Origin of the sequence: Nakamurella sp. PAMC28650, from assembly GCF_014303395.1 — a bacterium.
Classification (GTDB): domain Bacteria; phylum Actinomycetota; class Actinomycetes; order Mycobacteriales; family Nakamurellaceae; genus Nakamurella.
The window spans coordinates 3350850-3370632 of the sequence record NZ_CP060298.1; the positions used below are offsets into that span (position 1 = coordinate 3350850).

The 19783-nt window shown below is 70.4% G+C and carries 21 protein-coding genes and 1 riboswitch; of the genes, 15 read left to right on the forward strand and 6 right to left on the reverse strand.

Going from position 1 to position 19783, the window contains the following annotated elements; all coding sequences use genetic code 11:
- Nucleotides 1-36: 36 nt before the first annotated feature.
- Entirely contained in the window at nt 37-606 is a 570-nt protein-coding gene (locus H7F38_RS15195; protein ID WP_255498424.1) for a heme-copper oxidase subunit III, read from the reverse strand.
- 231 nt (nt 607-837) lie between these two features.
- On the opposite strand from H7F38_RS15195, the gene H7F38_RS15200 reads away from it, so the two are divergent.
- Together H7F38_RS15200 and trpD are read left to right on the forward strand one after the other, a co-directional pair.
- Complete coding sequence (locus tag H7F38_RS15200) at nt 838-1257, forward strand: hypothetical protein (protein ID WP_187090645.1); 420 nt, start codon at nt 838-840, stop codon at nt 1255-1257.
- Between the two features lie 3 nt (nt 1258-1260).
- Nucleotides 1261-2316, forward strand: a complete 1056-nt coding sequence (gene trpD / locus H7F38_RS15205) for an anthranilate phosphoribosyltransferase (RefSeq protein ID WP_222618102.1) — start codon at nt 1261-1263, stop codon at nt 2314-2316.
- A 120-nt stretch (nt 2317-2436) separates the two neighbouring features.
- Here trpD and H7F38_RS15210 read toward each other — a convergent pair whose 3' ends face one another.
- A complete protein-coding gene (locus H7F38_RS15210) occupies nt 2437-2718 on the reverse strand; it encodes an Lrp/AsnC family transcriptional regulator (RefSeq protein ID WP_187090646.1) in 282 nt (93 codons plus the stop codon).
- Nucleotides 2719-2777: 59 nt separating this feature from the next.
- On the reverse strand, nt 2778-4508 hold the full coding sequence (locus tag H7F38_RS15215) for a DEDD exonuclease domain-containing protein (protein ID WP_255497992.1): 1731 nt from the start codon (nt 4506-4508) through the stop codon (nt 2778-2780).
- Nucleotides 4509-4580: 72 nt separating this feature from the next.
- Between H7F38_RS15215 and H7F38_RS15220 the strand changes: the two genes are divergently transcribed.
- From H7F38_RS15220 to H7F38_RS15260, 9 genes are all read left to right on the forward strand, one after another.
- A complete protein-coding gene (locus tag H7F38_RS15220) occupies nt 4581-5849 on the forward strand; it encodes an NYN domain-containing protein (protein WP_187090647.1) in 1269 nt (422 codons plus the stop codon).
- A gap of 172 nt (nt 5850-6021) precedes the next feature.
- A complete protein-coding gene (locus tag H7F38_RS26065) occupies nt 6022-6150 on the forward strand; it encodes a hypothetical protein (protein ID WP_255497993.1) in 129 nt (42 codons plus the stop codon).
- A 166-nt stretch (nt 6151-6316) separates the two neighbouring features.
- Nucleotides 6317-6484, forward strand: a riboswitch (cyclic di-AMP (ydaO/yuaA leader).
- A 9-nt stretch (nt 6485-6493) separates the two neighbouring features.
- Nucleotides 6494-7840 carry an NlpC/P60 family protein gene (locus H7F38_RS15230; protein WP_187090649.1) on the forward strand — a complete coding sequence of 449 codons (1347 nt, stop codon included), beginning with the start codon at nt 6494-6496 and terminating at the stop codon, nt 7838-7840.
- Nucleotides 7841-7866: 26 nt separating this feature from the next.
- Nucleotides 7867-9012, forward strand: coding sequence for a glycosyltransferase family 4 protein (locus H7F38_RS15235; protein WP_187090650.1), 1146 nt, complete (start codon nt 7867-7869; stop codon nt 9010-9012).
- Between the two features lie 4 nt (nt 9013-9016).
- Nucleotides 9017-9811 (forward strand): metallophosphoesterase, encoded by a 795-nt coding sequence (locus tag H7F38_RS15240; RefSeq protein ID WP_187090651.1) that lies wholly within the window; start codon nt 9017-9019, stop codon nt 9809-9811.
- Nucleotides 9812-9836: 25 nt separating this feature from the next.
- The gene (locus H7F38_RS15245; RefSeq protein ID WP_187090652.1) at nt 9837-10274 is read left to right on the forward strand and encodes an SRPBCC family protein; all 438 of its coding nucleotides are present in this window, start codon (nt 9837-9839) and stop codon (nt 10272-10274) included.
- A complete protein-coding gene (locus H7F38_RS15250; RefSeq protein ID WP_187090653.1) occupies nt 10271-11560 on the forward strand; it encodes an ArsA family ATPase in 1290 nt (429 codons plus the stop codon). Before H7F38_RS15245 ends, H7F38_RS15250 begins: the two co-directional genes overlap by 4 nt.
- Entirely contained in the window at nt 11557-11904 is a 348-nt protein-coding gene (locus H7F38_RS15255; protein ID WP_187090654.1) for a hypothetical protein, read from the forward strand. The genes H7F38_RS15250 and H7F38_RS15255 overlap by 4 nt, the downstream gene beginning before the upstream one ends.
- The gene (locus H7F38_RS15260) at nt 11901-12908 is read left to right on the forward strand and encodes an ROK family protein (protein WP_187090655.1); all 1008 of its coding nucleotides are present in this window, start codon (nt 11901-11903) and stop codon (nt 12906-12908) included. Before H7F38_RS15255 ends, H7F38_RS15260 begins: the two co-directional genes overlap by 4 nt.
- Nucleotides 12909-12926: 18 nt before the next feature.
- Here H7F38_RS15260 and H7F38_RS15265 read toward each other — a convergent pair whose 3' ends face one another.
- A complete protein-coding gene (locus H7F38_RS15265) occupies nt 12927-13460 on the reverse strand; it encodes a hypothetical protein (RefSeq protein ID WP_187090656.1) in 534 nt (177 codons plus the stop codon).
- Nucleotides 13457-14224, reverse strand: a complete 768-nt coding sequence (locus H7F38_RS15270; RefSeq protein ID WP_187090657.1) for a carboxylesterase — start codon at nt 14222-14224, stop codon at nt 13457-13459. The genes H7F38_RS15265 and H7F38_RS15270 overlap by 4 nt, the downstream gene beginning before the upstream one ends.
- A 170-nt stretch (nt 14225-14394) precedes the next feature.
- Here H7F38_RS15270 and H7F38_RS15275 point away from each other — a divergent pair, with 170 nt between their 5' ends.
- Genes H7F38_RS15275 through H7F38_RS15290 form a run of 4 tightly spaced genes read left to right on the forward strand, consistent with a single transcriptional unit; the run spans nt 14395 to nt 17511 of the window.
- Nucleotides 14395-15168 (forward strand): 1-acyl-sn-glycerol-3-phosphate acyltransferase, encoded by a 774-nt coding sequence (locus H7F38_RS15275; RefSeq protein ID WP_187090658.1) that lies wholly within the window; start codon nt 14395-14397, stop codon nt 15166-15168.
- Between the two features lie 15 nt (nt 15169-15183).
- Nucleotides 15184-15702: a polyadenylate-specific 3'-exoribonuclease AS gene (locus H7F38_RS15280; RefSeq protein WP_255497994.1), complete on the forward strand. Its 519-nt coding sequence runs from the start codon at nt 15184-15186 to the stop codon at nt 15700-15702.
- 10 nt (nt 15703-15712) lie between these two features.
- Nucleotides 15713-17113, forward strand: a complete 1401-nt coding sequence (locus H7F38_RS15285) for a class II 3-deoxy-7-phosphoheptulonate synthase (RefSeq protein WP_187090659.1) — start codon at nt 15713-15715, stop codon at nt 17111-17113.
- On the forward strand, nt 17110-17511 hold the full coding sequence (locus tag H7F38_RS15290) for an SRPBCC family protein (RefSeq protein ID WP_222618103.1): 402 nt from the start codon (nt 17110-17112) through the stop codon (nt 17509-17511). Before H7F38_RS15285 ends, H7F38_RS15290 begins: the two co-directional genes overlap by 4 nt.
- 15 nt (nt 17512-17526) lie before the next feature.
- Here the strand turns inward: H7F38_RS15290 and pknB are convergent, their stop codons facing one another.
- Nucleotides 17527-19638: a Stk1 family PASTA domain-containing Ser/Thr kinase gene (pknB, locus tag H7F38_RS15295; RefSeq protein ID WP_187090660.1), complete on the reverse strand. Its 2112-nt coding sequence runs from the start codon at nt 19636-19638 to the stop codon at nt 17527-17529.
- Between the last annotated feature and the right edge of the window lie 145 nt (nt 19639-19783).

Below are 19783 nucleotides of genomic sequence, written 5' to 3' on the forward strand. Positions count from 1 at the left end.
TGCTCATTCCGACTGGATAGCTGATGGTGGAACTGGTCATCTGATGATGTAGATGGTGGCGAACAGGCCGATCCACACGATGTCGACGAAGTGCCAGTAGTACGACACGACGATGGCGCTGGTGGCCTGGGCCGGGGTGAACTTGGACAGCTTGGTCCTGGCCGTCAGGATGGCGAAGGCGATCAGCCCGCCGATCACGTGCAGACCGTGGAACCCGGTGGTGAGGAAGAAGACCGTGCCGTATGCGTCCGACGAGAAGGTGGTGCCCTCGGAGACCAGCGTGCGGTACTCGTTCGCCTGGCCGAGCACGAAGACCGCGCCCATCGCCAGGGTGAGCAGGTACCAGCGCCGGAGGCCGAAGACATCGCCGCGCTCGGCCGCGAACACCCCGAACTGGCAGGTGATGGAGGAAGCCACCAGGATCACGGTGTTGGCCAGGGCGTACGGCACGTCGAGGTGGGTCGACGACGGGGGCCACTGGCCGGTCGTGTTGGTGGCCTTCGCCGTGAAGTAGATGCCGAACAATCCGGCGAAGAACATCAGTTCACTGGCCAGCCACACGATTGTCCCTACGCTCACCATGTTCGGGCGGTTGAGCGTGTGGATGCGCGAGCTGATCGCGGGGGGCCCTGACTGGCCGGTCGCTGTCGTCACTCTTGGATTATGGCCTGCCGGATGCGCGGATGGACCTGCGGGTCTACTCAAATACGTGGCCCGTTCGGCCACATCTCCCATCTTCCCAGGTCAGGTCGGGAAAAGATCTTCGACATATTGTAAAAATTGGGCGTCTCCGGCGCGCCGCCCCGGGCCCGCGGGCGACCCTCTAACATCAGCCCCATGAACAATCCGGTCGTGTTGGTCTACAGCCACCGCCAGGACGTGCGGGAACGCATCATGACGGCCGTCGGACGCCGGCCCGCCCCCGATGTCGGGCGGATCGACTTCCTGGAGTGCGCGTCGGTGGCCGACGTCCTGATGGCCATCGACGACAGGGTCGCCGACGTGGTCATCCTCGACGGCGAGGCCCAGCCGACCGGCGGTATCGGTATCTCCCGGCAGATCCACCAGGAGGCACTGGCCATCCCGCCGATCGTGCTGACGGTGCGGCGTGCCGCCGACCGGTGGCTGGCCACCTGGGCCGGCGCCGACGACATCCTGGTCCACCCGCTCGATCCGGTGATCGCGGCCGAGACCGTGGCCACCCTGCTGCGCAAGCTCCCGGTCCCGGTCCCGACGGGCGCGGCAGGTTCGGTCTGACCCGTGGTGCCAGACGCAACATCGCAGTTCACCTGGCCCGGGGTGCTCACCACGCTTCTCGAGGGCGCGGACCTGACGTCGGTCCAGACGTCCTGGGCGATGGACCGGATCATGTCCGGCGAGGCCACACCGGCGCAGTTGGCCGGCTTCGCCATCGCCCTGCGCGCCAAGGGCGAGACGGCCCAGGAGATCGCGGGCCTGGCCGACTCGATGCTCTCGCACAGCGTGCCGGTGACGGTGCCCGGCCGGACCGTCGACATCGTCGGCACCGGAGGAGACCGGTCCAACACGGTGAACATCTCGACGATGGCCGCCGTGGTCACGGCCGCGGCCGGCGCGACGGTGGTCAAGCACGGAGGTCGCGCGGCGTCCAGCAAGTGCGGGGCCGCCGACCTGCTCGAGGGGCTCGGGGTGCCGATCATGCTGGGGCCGGCCGCGGTGGCCGCCACCGTCGCCGAGGTCGGCATCGGATTCTGCTTCGCCCAGGTCTTCCACCCGTCCATGCGGTTCGCCGGGCCGGCCCGGCGGGAGCTCGGCATCCCGACCTTCTTCAACGTGCTGGGGCCGCTGTCCAACCCGGCGCGTCCGGCCGCGTCGGCGATCGGCTGCGGGAACCCGGCGATGGCGCCGGTGATCGCCGGGGTGTTCGCCGGTCGGGGGTCGGAGGTCCTGGTGTTCCGCGGTGACGACGGCCTCGACGAGCTGACCACCACCACCACGTCCTCGGTGTGGGTGGTCAGTGGGGGCAGGGTCACCACCGCCGTGGTCGATCCGCGGCGGTTCGGGATTCCACCGGCGGTTCCGCGGGATCTGCTCGGTGGCGACGTGGCGTTCAACTGCGGCGTCGCCACCCGTCTGTTCGACGGCGGTACCGGGGCCGTCCGGGATGCGGTGATGCTCAACGCGGCGGCCGCGATCGCCGCCCACGCCGGCCTGACGGGTGATCTGGACGACGACCTCGCGCAGGGCCTGGCCAGGGCCGGCCGAGCGCTGGACTCCGGCGCGGCCGCTGCGCTGCTGGCCCGCTGGGTCGAGGTCGGCAACAAGCTCGCGGTGTGACGGGGCATCCGTTGGGGTCACCGAGCACCTGCTCGTGGTGATCCAGGAGGTGTGGTGTGGCGACCAGAGGTGTGGCGTGGCGGATTCAGGTGTGGCGTGGCGACGCCGGTGTGACCTGCGCTAGTCCTGGAGACCGATCGAGAAGGCGTCGGCGGTGTCGCGTTGGGAGTACGAACGGAACGCGATGTGCGTCACGGTGCGCACCACCCCCGGGATCTTGGAGATGTGGCCGGGCACGAGCTCGGCGATGGCCGTGTGGTCGGCCACCGAGGCGATCGCCACCAGATCGACGTCCCCTGCGCAGGAGTACACCTGGTCGACGCCGGGCAGGTCGGCGATGGCCTGCGCGACCTCGCCGATCCGATCGGCCTCCACGTCGATCATCACGATGGCAGTGACCACTTGACGCCTCACCTTCTCCACGGACGGGCATGTTCGCCCTCGCGCCCTGTCTGGCGATGCTAGGGCACGGACCGTGCCAGATGGACGGCCGCCATGAACGGCCGCCACCGCCCGGCGCCGCGGGCCGGGCTGGACCACGGCCCGGTGCTGTGCACCAGTCGTGTCCCCGGTCCCTCCACCCAGCGCAGCAGCGTGCCGGTCTCCTCTGCGCTGGCCCCGGGAAGTGGCCCAGGACCGGGGATGACGGTCTCGGCGGAGGCGGTGAGCAGATCGACCACCGGCATCGGATCGACCCCGGGTCCGGCCCGGCCGGCGGCCGCCAGCCGGCCGTAGCGTATGACGGCGAGCTCCCAGCCCCCCTTGGGCGAGGGCCTCGCGGTGACCAACTGCTCGATGCCGGCGAACGAACCGAGGCGCTGACGGCGGTCGACGGCGTCGGCCAGCACCGACAGCCGGTCCCGCAGGACCGCGGCCTGGTCGAACCGGCCCTGCACCGCGAGTCGGTCGAGCTCGGTCCGCAGGCGTTCGAGCACCTCGTCGGAGGAACCGTCGATCAGGCCGGCGATCCGGTGGACGTGGGCGGCGTAGCTCCCGGCGTCCTCGCGACCGGCGCACGGGGCGCCGCAGCGGCCGAGTTCGGCCAGGGCACAGGGACTTCCGTCCGGAGTCTTGCGGAGCCGTTGGGAGCAGCGACGGATCAGGACCACTTCCTGCAGGGCCTCGACGGCCGTCGTGGCGGCGGCCCGGGAGGTGAACGGGCCCAGCGCTCCCGCCCGGCCCGCCGGGGGAGTGCCGACGATGCTGAGCCGCGGAAAGGTCTCGCTGGTCAGCACCACCCAGAACACCTTGAAGGGCGCCCTGGACCGCCGGTTGTACTTCGGCTGGTGGATCGCGATCATCCGCTGTTCGCGGACGAGTGCCTCGAGGGCGTGCGAGCACTCGACGTAGTCCACCCGCTGCGCGAGGGTGATCATCTGCTTGATCTTCCCGCGAGTCTCACCGGCGCCGAAATACGATCTGACCCGCTGCCGGAGGTTGACCGACGTCCCCACGTACAGGACCTCGTCGGACGGGCCGCGGAACAGATACACGCCGGGAGTGCTGGGCAGGTGGTCGGCCAGGCCGCGCTTGCGACGCCGCGCGGGGGAGACGTCGCGGGAGAGCTGCTGCAGCTCGGTGAGACTCTGCACGCCGAGGGGCCCGAGGCGCTCGAACAGCGCGTGCAGCACGTCCACCGTCGCCCTCGCGTCGGTGAGAGCGCGGTGATCGGGGGCGACGGTGGAACCGAGCAGCGGGGCCAGCAGCCCGAGCCGGACGCTGGGGGCCTCCTCCCTGGTCAGGACGCGGCGGGCCAGCCGAACGGTGTCGACCACCGGATTGCCCGGCCACGGCAGCCCGAGCCGCGCGCAGGCCGCCTTGAGGAACCCGATGTCGAAACCGGCGTTGTGCGCGACCAGCACCGATCCCCGGATGAACTCCAGGAAGGACGGCATGACGACGGCGATCTTCGGCGCGTCGACCAGCATCGCGTCGGTGATCCCCGTGAGCATCACGATCTGCGGCGGGATGGCGCGCCCCGGATCGACCAGGGTCGCGAATTCGCCGAGCACCTCGCCGCCGCGCACCTTCACCGCGCCGAACTCGGTGATCGACTCGGTGACCGACGACCCACCGGTGGTCTCCAGGTCGACCACGACGAAGGTCACCTCTCGCAGGGGGTCGCCCAGTTCGTCGAAGCTGTGCTGACCGTAGGCGGCGTCCGACAGACTGGTGTTACCCCTGGTGCCCACGTGACGCACGGTAGAGACGGGCACCGACAGCCCTAGGATCGGCAGATACCTCGGCGGGAAAGGGCGGCGCACATGACGGACGAGCTGCCTGCCGTGGTCCGGGCGGTGATCGTCGGCTGGGCGGCCGAGACCCTCTCGACGCTGCTACCGGCCCAGACCCCGGCGTCGCTGGCGAGGGTGGCCAGGTTCACCCCGGCGAAGCGGCCCCGCCTCGGTGCCGCCGCCCTGCTCCAGGCCGTCGAGGTCGACTCCGGATTCCGCGCCGCGGTCGCGGAGCGGGCCCGCCGGTTCGTCGACGACGACCAGGAGTCCCCCGATCCCGCCGATCCGGCCCGGACCGCGGCCGCCGCGCACCTGCTCCACCTTCCGACCGAGACGGAACTGATGGCCGCCGTGCGTGCCGAGGCGCCGCCGGAATCGCGGCCGGAGACCGAGTCTCTCCGGGCGCTCGTCCGTCGGTTGGAGCGCGACCTGGCCAGGGTCACCGCCGAACGGGACCGGGCCGGCGCGCAGATCCACTCGGTCACGGCGGCAGACCAGGAGGTCGAGAAGCTACGGAAGAGGTTGCGGGAGCAGGGCACCCGGGTCCGTCAGGCCGAGCTCGCGGTGCAGGTCGCCGAAGACCGGAACGCGTCGGAGTTGCTGTCCCTGCGGTCCGAGGTCGCGAGATTGACGGTCGAGGTGACCAACTGGCAGGAGCGGGCGCGGCTGGCGGCCGATCGGGCCGACCGCGCCCAGGAGAGCCTCGGCCGGCTCCGGGAGCGGGCCGGACAGCACAAGGCCACCGCCGACCGGCGGCTCGATCTGCTGCTGTCCACCGTCGAGGGAGCGGTCAGCGGGCTGCGCCGGGAATGGGATCTCGCCGGCGGGGGGATCGATCCCGCCGATCTGGTGGCGGGTCGCCTCCCTGGCTCGGCGGCGGTACCCGAGAGCACCGCCGAACCGTCGCGCCTGTACGCCTGGCTGGGGCTCCCGGCGGCCCATCTGATCGTCGACGGATACAACGTCAGCAAGACCGGCTACCCGGACCTGACGCTCGCACAGCAGCGTGAACGTCTGGTGCGCCAGCTGGCCGCGTTGTCCGCGCGCACCTCGGCCGAGGTGACCGTGGTGTTCGACGGCGCCGCGGTCGTGGTGCCGGCGCCTCCCGGACGTGGCATCAGGGTGCTGTTCTCCCCGCCGGGCGTCATCGCCGACGACGTGATCAGGGATCTGGTCGCCGCCGAACCGCCGGGCCGGGTGATCGTCGTGGTCAGCTCCGATCGCGAGGTGGCCGACGGCGTGCGTCGCCGGGGTGCGAGGACGGCGGGGTCCGGAGTCCTGCTGGGCCTCATCGCCTGACGCCGGACGACCGTGCCCGGGGGCACTGTCGGTGCTCGCCTCTAGCGTTCTGCCCATCGAGCCGGACCGACCGGTATCGGGTGCGTCTGGAGGCGTCATGCTCATCGATTGCGACAGCTGTACGGTCCGCGGTGCCGCTTGTTCCGACTGCGTCGTCACGGTTCTGCTCGGGATGCCAGATCATCGGGTCGAATGGGACGACGCCGAGCAGCAGGCCCTGGGGGTGCTGGCCGCGTCCGGGCTCGTGCCGCCGCTGCGGCTGGTCAGAGCCGTCGACCCGCCCTCCCGGCAGGCAGGCTGACCGCCACGCCTGGATTGCCCCCAAACAGTGATCCTGGTCACTCCCGACGCTCGTTGTTCGGTCGCCGAACAAAAAGACTTGAAGATTCATGAGCGCGACTGGACTAACTCGTGTCCTTCTCGTAATCTGACCGAGATCTTCTGCGAAGGACGCCAGCCAGGTGACCTGGGAGATCACGCCGAATCGGTGCCTTCGACGGTACCGAACCGGGGACCCAGTTTCCTTTGGGGTGAATCCCTCCCAGTAGCCGGCCAGTGGCCGGCTCGCGGGAGGGTAGGGCTACTTCCTGGCCCGAATCCGTCAGCTAACTCGGTAGGCGTCGAGGAGGAAAGGTGCGCCTCACTTGGCGACGCACGTCCAAAATCTGCCTGCCCCCAGCTTGCGCCGTCGGAATTTCCGCAGGACCAAGACCCTGATCGCCGGAGTCGCCGTCACCCTCGGTATCAGCCTGGTCGGATCGCTTCCCGCCCACGCCGCGCCACCGGCGCCGCCCACCACCCCGTCCAACTCTTCGGACGCGAAGACGGCCTGGGAGAACAGCAGTCACCAGGCCGAGATCGCCAGCGAGCAGGTCAACGGGGCCAGGGAAGCGCAGGCGAAGGCCGAGCAGGTCGCCCGTCGGGCCGCCTCCGACCTGACCTCCACCGCGGCCAGAGCGACTGCATCGCAACAGTCTTCGACGGCCGCCATCGCCGCGGTGGCCTCCTACCAGCGGAAGCTCGACGCCTTCGCCAACGCCAGCTTCCGCGGTGCCCGGCTGAGCCAGTTCAGCGTGATGCTCACCGCGACCTCCGCCAACGACTTCCTGGACGAGTCGACCGTGGTGAGCCGCGTCGCGCAGGACACCCAGAAGACGCTGACCTCCGCCATCGCTGCGAAGAACACCGCGGCGAGGGCCAGGACCGACGCAGACGCCGCCGAGGCCGCTGCCGCCGCGGCGAAGACCAAGGCCGATCAGGCCGTGGCCACGGCCGACGTCTCCACGCTCACCGCCAAGAGGAAGAAGGCCGAGCTCGACGCGGCCGTCGTCATCTACAAGAGCCTCTACGACAAGCTCTCGGTGCAGGAGAAGGCGGCCGCTGCTGCGGCTGCCGAGAAGATCCGTCAGGAATCCATCCGAGCGGCCGCGGCCTTGCAGGCGCAGTCCCAGGCTGCCGCCGCCGCGGCGAAGCAGAACGCCGTCTCCTCGTCCAGTTCCTCGTCCTCGAGCAGCTCCGCCGCCTCGGCGCCGGCGGTCGCCAACAACAAGGTGCAGGCGGGTCCGTCGTCCTCCTCCAGCACGCCGGCGAGTACGACGAGCACGTCGAGCGCCGCGAGCAGCGTCTCCGGCGGCGATGCGGCCGGGAATGCCGCCGCGGCTCTGGCGCTGACCAAGGTCGGCTTCTCCTACGTCTACGGAGCCACCGGTCCGGACTCCTTCGACTGCTCCGGGCTGACGTCCTGGGCGTGGGCCCAGCAGGGCATCAGCATTCCGCGGGCCAGCTACGAGCAGGCCAACCTGCCGGAGGTTCCGCTGAGCCAGCTGCAGCCGGGTGACCTCGTCACCTATTACTCACCGGTCAGCCACGTCGCCATCTACGTCGGCAACGGCATGGTGGTCAGTGCGGCCGACGAGCAGCTCGGAGTGGTCCTGCGGACCGTCGACCGGGCCGGCCCCGACGCCACCGGTCACCGGGTTCCCCGGGGTTGATCCCTCGCAGCCGCTAGGTTGTTCCGGTGCGACGGACCCTGCTGGTGACCAACGACTTCCCACCCAGGGCCGGCGGTATCCAGTCCTACGTGCAGGCGCTGGCCCAACGGATGCCCGCTGACGACCTCGTCGTCTACGCGCCCCGTTGGCCCGGCGACGCCGAATTCGACGCCCGGCAGCAGTTCGAGGTGGTCCGTCATCCCGGGTCGCTGATGCTCCCGCTGCCATCGGTGGCCAGCAGGGCCGCCGATCTGGTCGAGCGTCACCGGATCGAAGCGGTCTGGTTCGGGGCCGCCGCACCACTGGCCCTGCTCACCCCGGCCCTGCGGCGGGCCGGCGTCGTGCGGGCGGTGGCCAGCACCCATGGTCACGAGGTGGGGTGGTCGATGCTTCCGTTGTCGCGTCAGGCCCTGGCCCGCATCGGCCGGCAGGTGGACGTCGTCACCTACGTCAGCGAGTACGCCAGGAATCGCTTCGCCTCGGCGCTCGGCCCGATGGCTGCTCTGGAATACCTTCCGGCCGGCGTGGACACGGAGGTGTTCCGGCCCGATCCCGTGGGCCGCGCCCGGGTGCGTGCGATGCTGGGCCTCGGTGACCGACCGACCGTCGTCTGCATCTCCCGGTTGGTGGCGCGCAAGGGTCAGGACATGCTGATTCGGGCGCTCCCGGCCATCCTGTCGAAGGTCCCGGACGCCGTCCTGGTGATCGTCGGGGACGGTCCGGACCGCGAGTCCCTCGGCAGGCTGGCATCCGAACGACAGGTCACCGGCAGCGTCGTGTTCGCCGGTGGCGTCCCATGGCCGGAACTGCCGGCCCACTATGCGGCCGGTGACGTCTTCGCGATGCCGTGCCGCACCCGAGGGCGGGGTCTGGACGTCGAGGGGCTCGGCATCGTCTTCCTGGAGGCCTCGGCCGCCGGACTCCCGGTGGTGGCCGGCGATTCCGGCGGGGCGCCGGAGGCCGTCCGGCAGGACGAGACCGGAACGGTGGTCCCAGGTCGTGACGTCACGGCCATCGCCGAGGCCGTGGCCGGTCTGCTGCTCGATCCCGACCGATCCGGACGCTGGGGTCTGGCCGGCCGCGGATGGGTCGCCGACCGGTGGAACTGGCAGCGTTCGGCAGATCGGTTGGCCGAGCTGCTGAGCGCCCGATCGCCTGGCCATTACCGTTGACCGGGTGAGGATCTCTTTCGTCTCGGACGTGCACGGCAACATCGACGGACTGGCCAGGGCCGCCGAGCAGGCAGAGCAGCTGATCGTGCTCGGCGACCTGCTGGACTACGTCGACTACCACGAGTTCGGCAACGGGATCCTGGGACAGATCTTCGGGGCCGAGAAGGTCCGTGAGTTCGCCGGGCTGCGGGCCAGCGGCGACTTCCGCGCCCTGCACGACTACAACCGGGCGATGTGGGATTCCCTGTCCGACGGAGCAGGAGTGCTCACCGAGGTGGTCGCGGACCGCTACCTCGAGGTGCTGGAGGCCGTCGGTCCCGACACCCTGCTGATCCTGGGCAACGTCGACGTCGCGTCCATCTGGGAGGACGTCGTCGGGAGCCGGCTGCCGCACCGGGACGGCCAGGTGATCGAGCTGGCCGGCCGGAAGTTCGGGTTCGTGGCCGGCGGCTCCACCCGGCCCGGTTTCGTGGCCCGGCCGTCGGAGCAGGCGTGGAAGCCGATGGTGCGGTCGGCGCAGGAGTTCCGTTCCGTGACAGCCTCTCTCGGGCCGGTCGATGTGCTGTGCTCGCACATCCCGCCCAACCTGGCGATGCTGCGGTACGACCGGTATCCGGGGCGGATGGAGATGTACGGCCCGGGTCTGCTGGAGGCCATCGACAGCGACCAGCCGGCGTTCTCGCTGTTCGGTCACGTCCACCAGCCGCTGGCCCGGCGGACCCGCCGCGGCCGGACGGAATGCATCAATGTCGGGCATTTCCAGCGCTTCCCGACCGCCTTCGACATCGAATTCGACTGACCTGCGCCAGGGTAATCTTCTGCTCATGGCCGACTCCTCCACCCAATCGCTGACCATGAACGCGGCCGCCCTCGCGATCATGGACGTCATCGCCGACTTCACCGCCTATCCGGAATGGACCGGTGCGGTGAAGAAGGCCGAGGTGACGGACCCCGGTGTCGGTGCGCGCGCGAAGCGGGTGAAGTTCGGCCTGGACGCCGGACTGATCAAGGACACCTACGAACTCGAGTACAGCTGGGCCCCCGACGGTCTGTCGGTCAGCTGGGAACTCGTGGTGGGGCAGATGCAGAAGTCGCAGCACGGGTCCTACACCCTCCGCCCGGTCGGCCCGACGACCGAGGTCACCTACTCACTGACGGTCCAGCTCAACGTCCCGCTGGTCGGACCACTGCGACGCAAGGCCGAGCGGACGATCATGGACACCGCTCTGAAGGAGCTTCGCAAGCGAGTCGAGAAAGCGTGACCGCCTCTGCGACGAGTCGACCGACGCCGCGGATCGTGATGCACACCGGCAAGGGCGGCGTCGGGAAGACCACCCTGTCCGCGGCGACGGCCATCGCGGCGGCACAGGTCGGTCACCGCACCCTGCTGCTGTCCACCGACCCGGCCCACAGCGTGGCCGACGTGCTGGGTACCGACCTGACGGCCGACCCGGCCCGGGTCGCTGGAGTCGACGGGCTCTGGGCGGCCCAGGTGGACACCCGGGGACGTTTCGAGCAGGCGTGGTCGGACATCCGCGACTACCTGGTCGGTGTGCTCTCGGCCAGGGGTATCGCCCAGGTGCAGGCGCAGGAGCTGACCGTTCTGCCGGGGGCGGACGAGGTGGTCGCTCTGCTCGAGGTCCTCCGCCACGCGCGCGGCGGTGATTTCGACGTCATCGTGGTGGACTGCGCGCCCTCGGGGGAGTCCCTCAAGTTGTTGGCCCTGCCGGAGACCATCCGGTTCTACGGCGACCGGCTGATGGGCGCGCCGGCCCGGCTGATGCGCACCCTGGCCGCCGGATTCGCCGGGCTGACCGGCCACCGCACCGACGCGGCCGGTGCGGCCGGTGCGGCCGCGCCATCGGCCGCGGCGATCTCCGACTCGCTCGGCCGACTGCTCGACAACCTCACCGCAGCACGGGAGCTGTTGGCCGACAACAACATCACCGGGATCAGGCTGGTGGTCACGCCGGAGCGCGTGGTGATCGCCGAGGCTCGACGGCTGCTGACGGCGTTCGCCCTGCACGGTTTCGCGGTCGAATCCGTGCTCGTCAACCGGGTGCTGCCGGAGGACCAGGACCACGGCCCGTTCCTGACCGCCTGGCGCGCGGCGCAGTCGGCGTGCTGGCCGAGCATCACCGAGTCGTTCGGACGGCTCCGCATCCATGAGGTGAGCATGACGGCGCAGGAGCCGGTCGGACCGGTGCGCCTCGGCGCGATCGCCCTCCAGCTCTTCGGTGGTCTGGACCCGGTGGCCGATCCGGTCCCGTCCTGCGGGCTGCGCACGGAGGGTGCCGACGGCAGGTACCGGCTGCTGCTGGAGCTGCCGCTGGCCGACCGCGGCGACATCGAGCTCAGCCGGGCCGGCGACGACCTGATCGTGACGGTCGGGCCGCAGCGCCGACGGATCGCCCTGCCCTCGGTGCTCCAGCGCTGTCGCACCACCGGGGCCACCTTCGAGGGTGATGCCCTGGTGATCGAGTTCGAGGCCGACCCTGATCTGTGGCCGGCCGCCCTGGCGGGCTCGCTCGGTGCCGGTGCCAGGTGACGACCCCGGGTGCAGGTCATCAGGTCGGCTCGCTGGCGGACGAGGCCGGTCAGCTGATCGACGCCGTCACCAGCAGGCTCCAGCAGCTGAAGGCCGAGGGGCCGGCGGTCGAATCAGGCCCGGCGTCGCCGCACGCCTGCGTCGGCTGGTGCCCCGTCTGCCGCGGAGCGGAACTGCTGCGGGGGGATCGATCGGACATCAGCGAGAAGCTCGTCGACACCGCGCTGGTGGTGCTCACCACGCTGCGGTCACTGATCCCGGCGCCGCCGACGGCCACCACCGAGGGCTCCGCAGTCACCGATCCGGGTGACGAGCCGGTGGTAGAGCGGATCGAGATCCGATGAACGGCAGCACCTTCAACATCGGGATCGACATCGGGGGCACCTCTGTCAGGGCGGCGGTGATCGACGATCGTTGCGAGATCGTCGCCTCCCGCAGGGCCTTCACGCCGCGCACCGTGCAGGAGACGGAGGACGTGCTGTCGTCCCTGATCACCGAGCTCGCCTCGGAGTTCGAGGTCGGTGCGGCCGGCCTGGCGGTGGCCGGCTTCGTCAGCACCGACCGCCGGCGGGTGATGTTCGCGCCGCATCTGGCCTGGCGGGGCGATCCCGTGCCGGCCCGCCTCAGTGCCCGTCTCGGCCTGCCGGTGGTGATGGACCACGACGTCAACTCCGCGGCCTGGGCCGAGTACCGGTCCGGTGCGGCCCAGCATTCGCCGGTGGCGCTGCTGATCGCACTCGGCACCGGGATCGGCGCCGGACTCGTCATCGACGGGGTGATCTACCGGGGGGCACACGGCGTCGCGCCGGAACTGGGTCATGTCGTCGTCGTCCCGGGTGGGCGGCCCTGCCCGTGCGGAAAAAACGGTTGCTGGGAACGGTACTGCTCCGGTACGGCCCTGGCCCAGACTGCTCGCGAGCTGCTAGAGGGCTGGTCCGTCGGCGACGGCGAACCGCTGAGCGAGGGCGCGCGCGCCCGGAGCCCGCTGGCGTTGGTCGACCCGGCCGGCATCACCGGGACCATGGTGGCGGCGGCCGCCGGGGACGGCGACCCGGTGGCGCTGGCCGCCATGGAGGATCTGAGCCGCTGGCTCGGGGTGGGCCTGGCGATGGCCACCGACATCATCGATCCGGAGGTGATCGTGATCGGCGGTGGGGTGGCTGCGGCAGCGCCGCTGTACCTGCCGACCGCCCAGCGTGACCTGTCCGCCGGGATGACCGGGTCCGGGCATCGGCCGGAGCCACGGCTGGTCGTCGCCACCTTCGGCGACCGGGCGGGGATCATCGGTGCGGCGCTGCTGGCCGGGGCGGCGGTCGGTGCGCCACCGGCCGACCTGAAGCCGGTCTGACGCTGCCGTCCGGCGGCCCTACAACCGGGCCCCGTCGTCCCAGCCGTCGGCGTCGTCCGGGTCGGAGGCACGCGGCCGCAGTCCGTGGATCAGCATCGCGAACCCGCCGACCAGGCACCCGATCCCGAGGACCAGCACGACGTCCGGGGCCACCTCGAGCAGGCTGGGCCGGACCATCATGACCAGCCCGATGATCATGAACAGCAGGGCGACTACGGTGCGCCGCTTGGGCTTCGGCAGCGGTGGTGGTTCCGGCGGCACGAAGTGCGCTTCGTCGGCCTGCAGTTCGGCCTCCGCCTCGGCCTGGTCGGCCTCGAAGGTGGCCACCTCCTCGGCGCGCTGGGCCCGCCGCTGGGCGCGTCGTCGCTCCCGTTCGTCGCCGGTCTCGGTCTGGTCGGGCTCTGCGGTGGCCACCGAGTCCAGTTCCTGCGCCGTCGAACTCCAGGACATCTCCTGGGAGATGCCCGAGATGATGGCGGCGAACTCGGCGTCCACCTGCGCGGCGGAGCGCTCCCGGTTGGTGCGGTCCGGGTCGTCCGGAACGCCGGTCACGACGCGGGCTCGCTCGTGACGCGCCGGACGAAGGCGACCGACTCGTCGAAGATGAGTTCGGCGTCGTAGTCCAGGGTCGCGACGTGAAAACTACGCTCCAGCACGATTTCGGTGACGTCCTTCGAGGCGATCCCGGACAGGATGAGGGCCGAGTTCTCCGGCTCGACGACGTGATCCACCCTGGAGTGCATCAGCAGCGTCGGGGCGCTCACCTGGGCCAGTGCGTTCCGGGTGACGGCCCAGCCCTTGCGCATCGCATCCACCGCCTTGAGCGGCGTGCGGGAGTAGCCGAACTCCGATGCTCCGGGCCTGGCGATGTCGTCGGTGATGCCCTTGAGCGAGGGCACCAGGTACTTGAGGACCGGCAGCACGGTCATCTCCTTGCGCAGGCTCATCACGGCCGGGTTCACCAGCACGATGCCCGCGATGGCACCGGGATGCAGTTCGGCCAGCCGCAGGGTCAGCGTCCCGCCCATCGACAGGCCGCAGACGACCACCGAGCGGCAGGTGGCGGTGAGCTCGGACAGGGCGGTGGTGACGGCTCCGAGCCAGTCGTCGAAGGTGGTCCCGTTCATCTCCTGCCAGCTGGTGCCATGGCCGGGCAGCAGCGGCAGCCGGACCGAGAACCCCTCGGCCGCAAGGCGATCGGCCCATGGTCGCATCGACGCCGGTGATCCGGTGAACCCGTGGCAGAGCAGCACACCGACGTCCCCGCCCTGCTGGCTGAAGGCCTCGAGCGCGCTCGCCGGGGGCGGTGACGTCATCGGATCTCCTTGCAGCGGCGACGGGTGCCGGCCGCGTCGAGGGCCACCGGTAGGTTCATCTTCCCAGATCATGGACGGCCTGCCCAACGGAGGTTTTCGCCCGCGGGCGCGTACGGTGATCCCACTGCCGCGCGGCGGTCGGCCACGGCAACGAGAAGGGGCGCTCCAGGGTGCTGTACTACCTCTGCAAGTACGTGCTGATCGGTCCTGCGCTGCGGTTGTTCTTCCCGGCCAGGGTGATCGGAGCCGAGAACGTGCCCGCCGAGGGCGGCGTGATTCTCGTCGGGAACCACATCTCGGTCGCGGATTCGTTCTTCACCCCGCTGTTCGTCAAGCGCCGGGTGACCTTCCTGGCCAAGAGCGAGTACTTCACCGAGACGGGCCTCAAGGGCCGCCTCAAGAAGGCGTTCTTCAACGGGGTCGGTCAGGTCCCGATCGACCGCGGCGGCGCATCGGCCGCCCACGATGCGCTGATGACGGGCGTCCGGCTGCTCAAGCAGGGCGAGTGTCTCGGCATCTACCCGGAGGGCACGAGGTCGCCGGACGGGCGGCTCTACAAGGGCAAGACCGGGGTGGCCCGGATGGCGTTGGAGGCCGGGGTGCCGGTCGTCCCGCTGGTGATGATCGGTACCGACAAGGTGAACCCGATCGGCTCGAAGATGTGGCGCCCGCACCGTTACACCGCGATCTTCGGTCGGCCCCTCGAGTTCTCCCGCTACGAAGGCATGGCCGGCGACCGGTTCGTCGAGCGCTCGATGACGGACGAGATCATGTACCGCCTGATGGAGCTGTCGGGCCAGGAATACGTGGACGTCTACGCCGCGAAGGTCAAGGCCGACCTGGAGTCGGCCCGGCTGGCCGAACAGGTCAGGAGGGGCACGGCACTGGTCGAGGGACGAGGTCCCGGCACCGTCACACGCCTGCCCGGCACCAAAGCGGGCTGAGGAGTAGTCGCCCCCGTGGTGCGAGCCCAACCGGCCGGCCCCGTCGCCCGCTACTTCTACGACTGCGAGTTCATCGAGGACGGCCGCACCATCGAGTTGATCTCGATCGGTGTGGTGGCCGAGGACGGCCGTGATTTCTACGCGGTGTCCACCGAGTTCGACCCCGAGACGGCCGGCCCGTGGGTGCGCAAGAACGTGCTGGACAAGCTCCCGTCCCCGTCCGACCCGAGCTGGCGGAGCCGGTCCCGTATCCGGGACGAGCTGTTCGAATTCCTCAGCGCCCCCGGACTGCCGATCGAGTTGTGGGCCTGGTACGCCGCCTACGACCACGTCGTGCTCGGGCAGCTGTGGGGTGCGATGCCGGCGATGCCGGCGGCGATGCCGAAACTGACCCACGAGATCCGCCAGCACTGGGAGGTGGCCGGGAGCCCGGCGATCCCGGAACCCGGCCGCGACCGGCATCATGCACTGGCGGACGCGAAGCTCGGTTTCGCCCGTTGGCAGGCAGCGCAGGACGCCTTGTCCGCCGGATAGGCTGACTGATGTGAACTGGACTGTTGACATACCGGCGGACATCCTGCCGTCCCTCCCACCCCTCCCCGGAACGCTGCGCGCCGAGCTGGACAAAGCACTCTCCCTGCCGGCCGCCCAGCAGCCGCACTGGCCGGACGGCGAGCAGGTGCTGACCGTGCGGGCCCTGCTGGAGGCGGTGCCGCCGATCACCGTGCCGCGCGAGGTGGACCGGCTGCACGCACAACTCGCCGCCGTCGCCAACGGCGAGGCGTTCCTGCTGCAGGGCGGCGACTGCGCCGAGACCTTCGTGGACAACACCGAGCCGCACATCAGGGGCAACATCCAGACGCTGCTGCAGATGGCCGTGGTGCTGACGTACGGCTCCTCGATGCCGGTCGTCAAGGTCGCCCGCATCGCCGGCCAGTACGCCAAGCCGCGCAGTTCCGAGATGGACTCCCTCGGCCTGTCCTCCTACCGCGGCGACATCATCAATTCGCTGGCCACCACGCCGGAGGCCAGGGTTCCGGACCCGTCGCGGATGGTCAGGGCCTACGCGAACGCCTCGGCGGCGATGAACATGGTCCGCGCGCTGACCGGCGCCGGCATGGGGGACCTGGCCAGCGTGCACTCCTGGAACCAGGCCTTCGTGGCCAACTCCCGCGCCGGTGAGCGCTTCGAGCGGATGGCCGGCGAGATCGACAGGGCGATGCGGTTCATGTCGGCCTGCGGCGTGGACTCCCACTCGCTCCACTCGGTCGAGATCTTCTCCTCCCACGAGGCGCTCCTGCTGGACTACGAGCGGGCCATGCTGCGGCTGGAGCCGGGGACCGCCGCCAACGGCGGGATCGACAAGCTGTACGACCTGTCCGGACACTTCCTCTGGATCGGCGAACGCACCCGGCAGCTGGACGGCGCGCACATCGCGTTCGCCGAGATCCTGGCCAACCCGATCGGACTGAAGATCGGCCCGGGGACAACGCCCGACCAGGCGGTCGAGTACGTGGAACGGCTGGACCCGCACGGCACTCCCGGCCGGCTGACGCTCATCTCCCGGATGGGCAACGGCAAGGTCCGCGATGTGCTGCCGGCCATCGTGGAGAAGGTGGAAGCCACCGGCCACAAGGTGATCTGGCAGTGCGACCCGATGCACGGCAATACCCACGAGGCGTCAACCGGATACAAGACAAGGCATTTCGACCGGATCGTCGACGAGGTGCAAGGCTTCTTCGAGGTGCATCGCGACCTCGGGACGCATCCGGGGGGCATCCACGTCGAGCTGACCGGCGAGAACGTCACGGAATGCCTCGGCGGCGCACAGGAGATCAGCGATGCCGATCTCGCCGACCGCTACGAGACCGCCTGCGACCCGCGGCTGAACACCCAGCAGTCCCTGGAACTGGCCTTCCTGGTCGCCGAGATGCTCCGCAGTTGACCTCCCTGGCGATCACCGTCCGCGGTGCCGCACCGGCCGCGCTGGTCTGGCGGCGGTACACCGAGCCGGACCTGTGGCCGACCTGGTCGCCGCAGATCGCGTCGGTCTCCTGCGCCGACCGGGTGATCCGGACGGGCAGCACCGGCACCGTGCACGCCGTCCTGGGCGTACAGGTGCGGTTCGAGGTGACCAGGTTCGACGATCTGCAGCGGACATGGGCCTGGGACGCGATGCTGCCGCTCGGGATCCGGCTGCACCTGGAGCACAGCGTGATGGAGCTCGATGCCTCCGGTCCCGACCGATCGAGCACCGGCCTCCGGGTCAGCGGCCCGTTGCCGATCGTGCTGGGGTACCTGCCGGTGGCCAGGCTCGCGCTCGGTCGGTTGCTGCGTCCCTGAAAAGGCTTTCGGGGCCTATGGAAAGGCGCTGACCCGAACCGTCGAGTTCGGTGCGACCCGGCTGCCGCCCGAGGGGCTCTGGCTCAGCACCGAGGCACCGGACGCCCCGAACAGCGCGCTCACCTGCAGGCCGAGCCCGAGGTCGGACAGCTGCTGCCGGGCCTGCCCGACGTTGCCGTTGCTGACGTCCGGCACGGTCACCGCGTCGGACACGGTCAGGGTGATCGCCGGATTCGCCGGGTCGACGCGGCTGCCGGCCGACGGGCTGGTACCGATCGCCGATCCGCCGTCGACGTCCGGGTCGAACACCGGATCTGCGACGGTGACGGTGAAGCCGGATCGTCGCAGATCGTCCGCGGCCTGGGTGACCGGCTCGCCCCGCACCGCCGGGACCTCGAGCGAGGAGGCGATCACGACCGAGACTGCTGAACCCGCCGGCACCAACTGCCCCTTGGCCGGATCGGTCCCGATGACGGATCCGGAATCCACCTCGGTGTTGTAGACCTTCTCGTCCCGACCGACGGCGAACCCGGCCACCAGCAGCTTGTTCTTCGCGTCCTCCAGGGACTTCCCGGACACGTCGGGCACCGGCTCCGGCGGCGGCCCCCTCGACAGCACGATCAGGACGTCTGCCGAGATGTCCACTGCCGTATCGGCGGCCGGCACGGTCGTCACTACGGCGCCGGTCGGTACCGCGGCGTCGTACCGGTCGGCGGTCGGGTCGAGGCGCGGCGTCAGATGGGCGGCCGTCACCGCCTGCGAGGCCTCGTCGACGGCGGTGCCCGCGGAGATGACCGGCACGACGGGACGTCCGGCGGACACCACCAGGTCGATCTCGGTGCCTCGCAGCACCCTGGCTCCGGTGACCGGATCGGTCCGGGCGACCGTGCCCTGTGGCACCGTGTCGTCGGGGGCGCTGGTGACGTGCGGCACCAGCCCGGCGTCCAGGACCAGCGTCTCGGCCGACTGCTGGAGGACGCCGACGGTCGCCGGGGTGTACGCCCAACGTCCGCTGCCGAGCCACCATCCGCCGACCGCCGCGGCGCCGCCGACCAGCAGCACGACGATGACGATCACCAACGTTCGTCGTAGCCGACGGGTCGAGCGGAGTTCCAGGACCGGGCTCAGCTCCGCGGTCGCCGGACCCACGGCGGCGACCACCCTGGTACCGGTCGGCCCGGCCGGCCGGGCGGTCACGTGCTCGGCGACCGGACGGGTGACGGCCGGGGGGCGCGAGGAGCCGGGCACCGGGACCACCGCCCTGGCCAGACCGAGGCGCGCCCGCAGCGCGACCAGGGCGGACAGGAAGGCGTTGGCATCCCGCGGCCGGGCGAACGGGTCACGCCTGGTCGCCGCCAGGATGAGATCGTCCAGTTCCAGCGGCACGCCGGGGGCCTGGTCGGTGACCGGGGGCACGTCGGAGTGGACGTGCTGGTAGGCGACCGAGATCGGGTTGTCGCCCAGGTAGGGGGTGTGGCCGGTCAGCATCTCGAACGCCACGATGCCCGCCGAGTAGACGTCGGACCTGGCATCGGAGGCACCGGTGGACACCTGCTCCGGCGAGAGATAGGCGACGGTCCCGAGTATCACGTCACCGGTGGCCATGGTCTGCGAGGACACCGCCCTGACCAGACCGAAGTCGGCGACCTTGACCTCGCCACGGGAGGAGATCAGTACGTTCTCCGGCTTGACGTCGCGGTGGACCAGTCCCGCTGCGTGGGCGGCGCCGAGCGCCGAGAGCAACGGTTCCAGGATCGACATGGTCACCGCGACCGACAGGCCGCCCGACTCCCGGATCAGGTCACGCAGGGTGCCGCCGTCGACCAGTTCCATGACCAGGAAGACGATGTCGCCGTCCCGGCCCTGGTCGTACATCGCGACGACCCCGCGGTGGGCGAGCGCGGCCGCGCTCCTGGCCTCGCGTTCGAACCTCGTCAGGAACGACGGGTCGGCCGCGAACGACGGTTTCATCACCTTGATCGCCACCGGCCGGTCCAGCCGCAGATCCATACCGCGATAGACCGTCGACATGCCGCCCCTGGCGATCATCGCGCCGACCCGGTACCGACCGTCCAGCACGGTGCCGATCAACGTGCGGCCACCCCGCCCGCCGTCAGAGGTACTCACAGTGTCAGATCCTAGGGGTCCGATCCGTCGGCGCGGGTTCGACGTGCAGGGCGTTCGGATGGGACGCTGGAGCACGTGTCGACCAACAGCGCCTCCGATCACCCCGCCGCGGCCCCGGACGCCGGGCCACCCCGTCTCGTCCCCG

Coding starts and splice junctions, on each gene's coding strand:
- H7F38_RS26065 (WP_255497993.1), top strand. CDS start 6,022: ATGCCAGATCATCGGGTCGAATGGGACGACGCCGAGCAGCAGGCCCTG.
- H7F38_RS15220 (WP_187090647.1), top strand. CDS start 4,581: ATGACGGACGAGCTGCCTGCCGTGGTCCGGGCGGTGATCGTCGGCTGG.
- H7F38_RS15245 (WP_187090652.1), top strand. CDS start 9,837: ATGGCCGACTCCTCCACCCAATCGCTGACCATGAACGCGGCCGCCCTC.
- H7F38_RS15260 (WP_187090655.1), top strand. CDS start 11,901: ATGAACGGCAGCACCTTCAACATCGGGATCGACATCGGGGGCACCTCT.
- H7F38_RS15270 (WP_187090657.1), bottom strand. CDS start 14,224: ATGACGTCACCGCCCCCGGCGAGCGCGCTCGAGGCCTTCAGCCAGCAG.
- H7F38_RS15200 (WP_187090645.1), top strand. CDS start 838: ATGAACAATCCGGTCGTGTTGGTCTACAGCCACCGCCAGGACGTGCGG.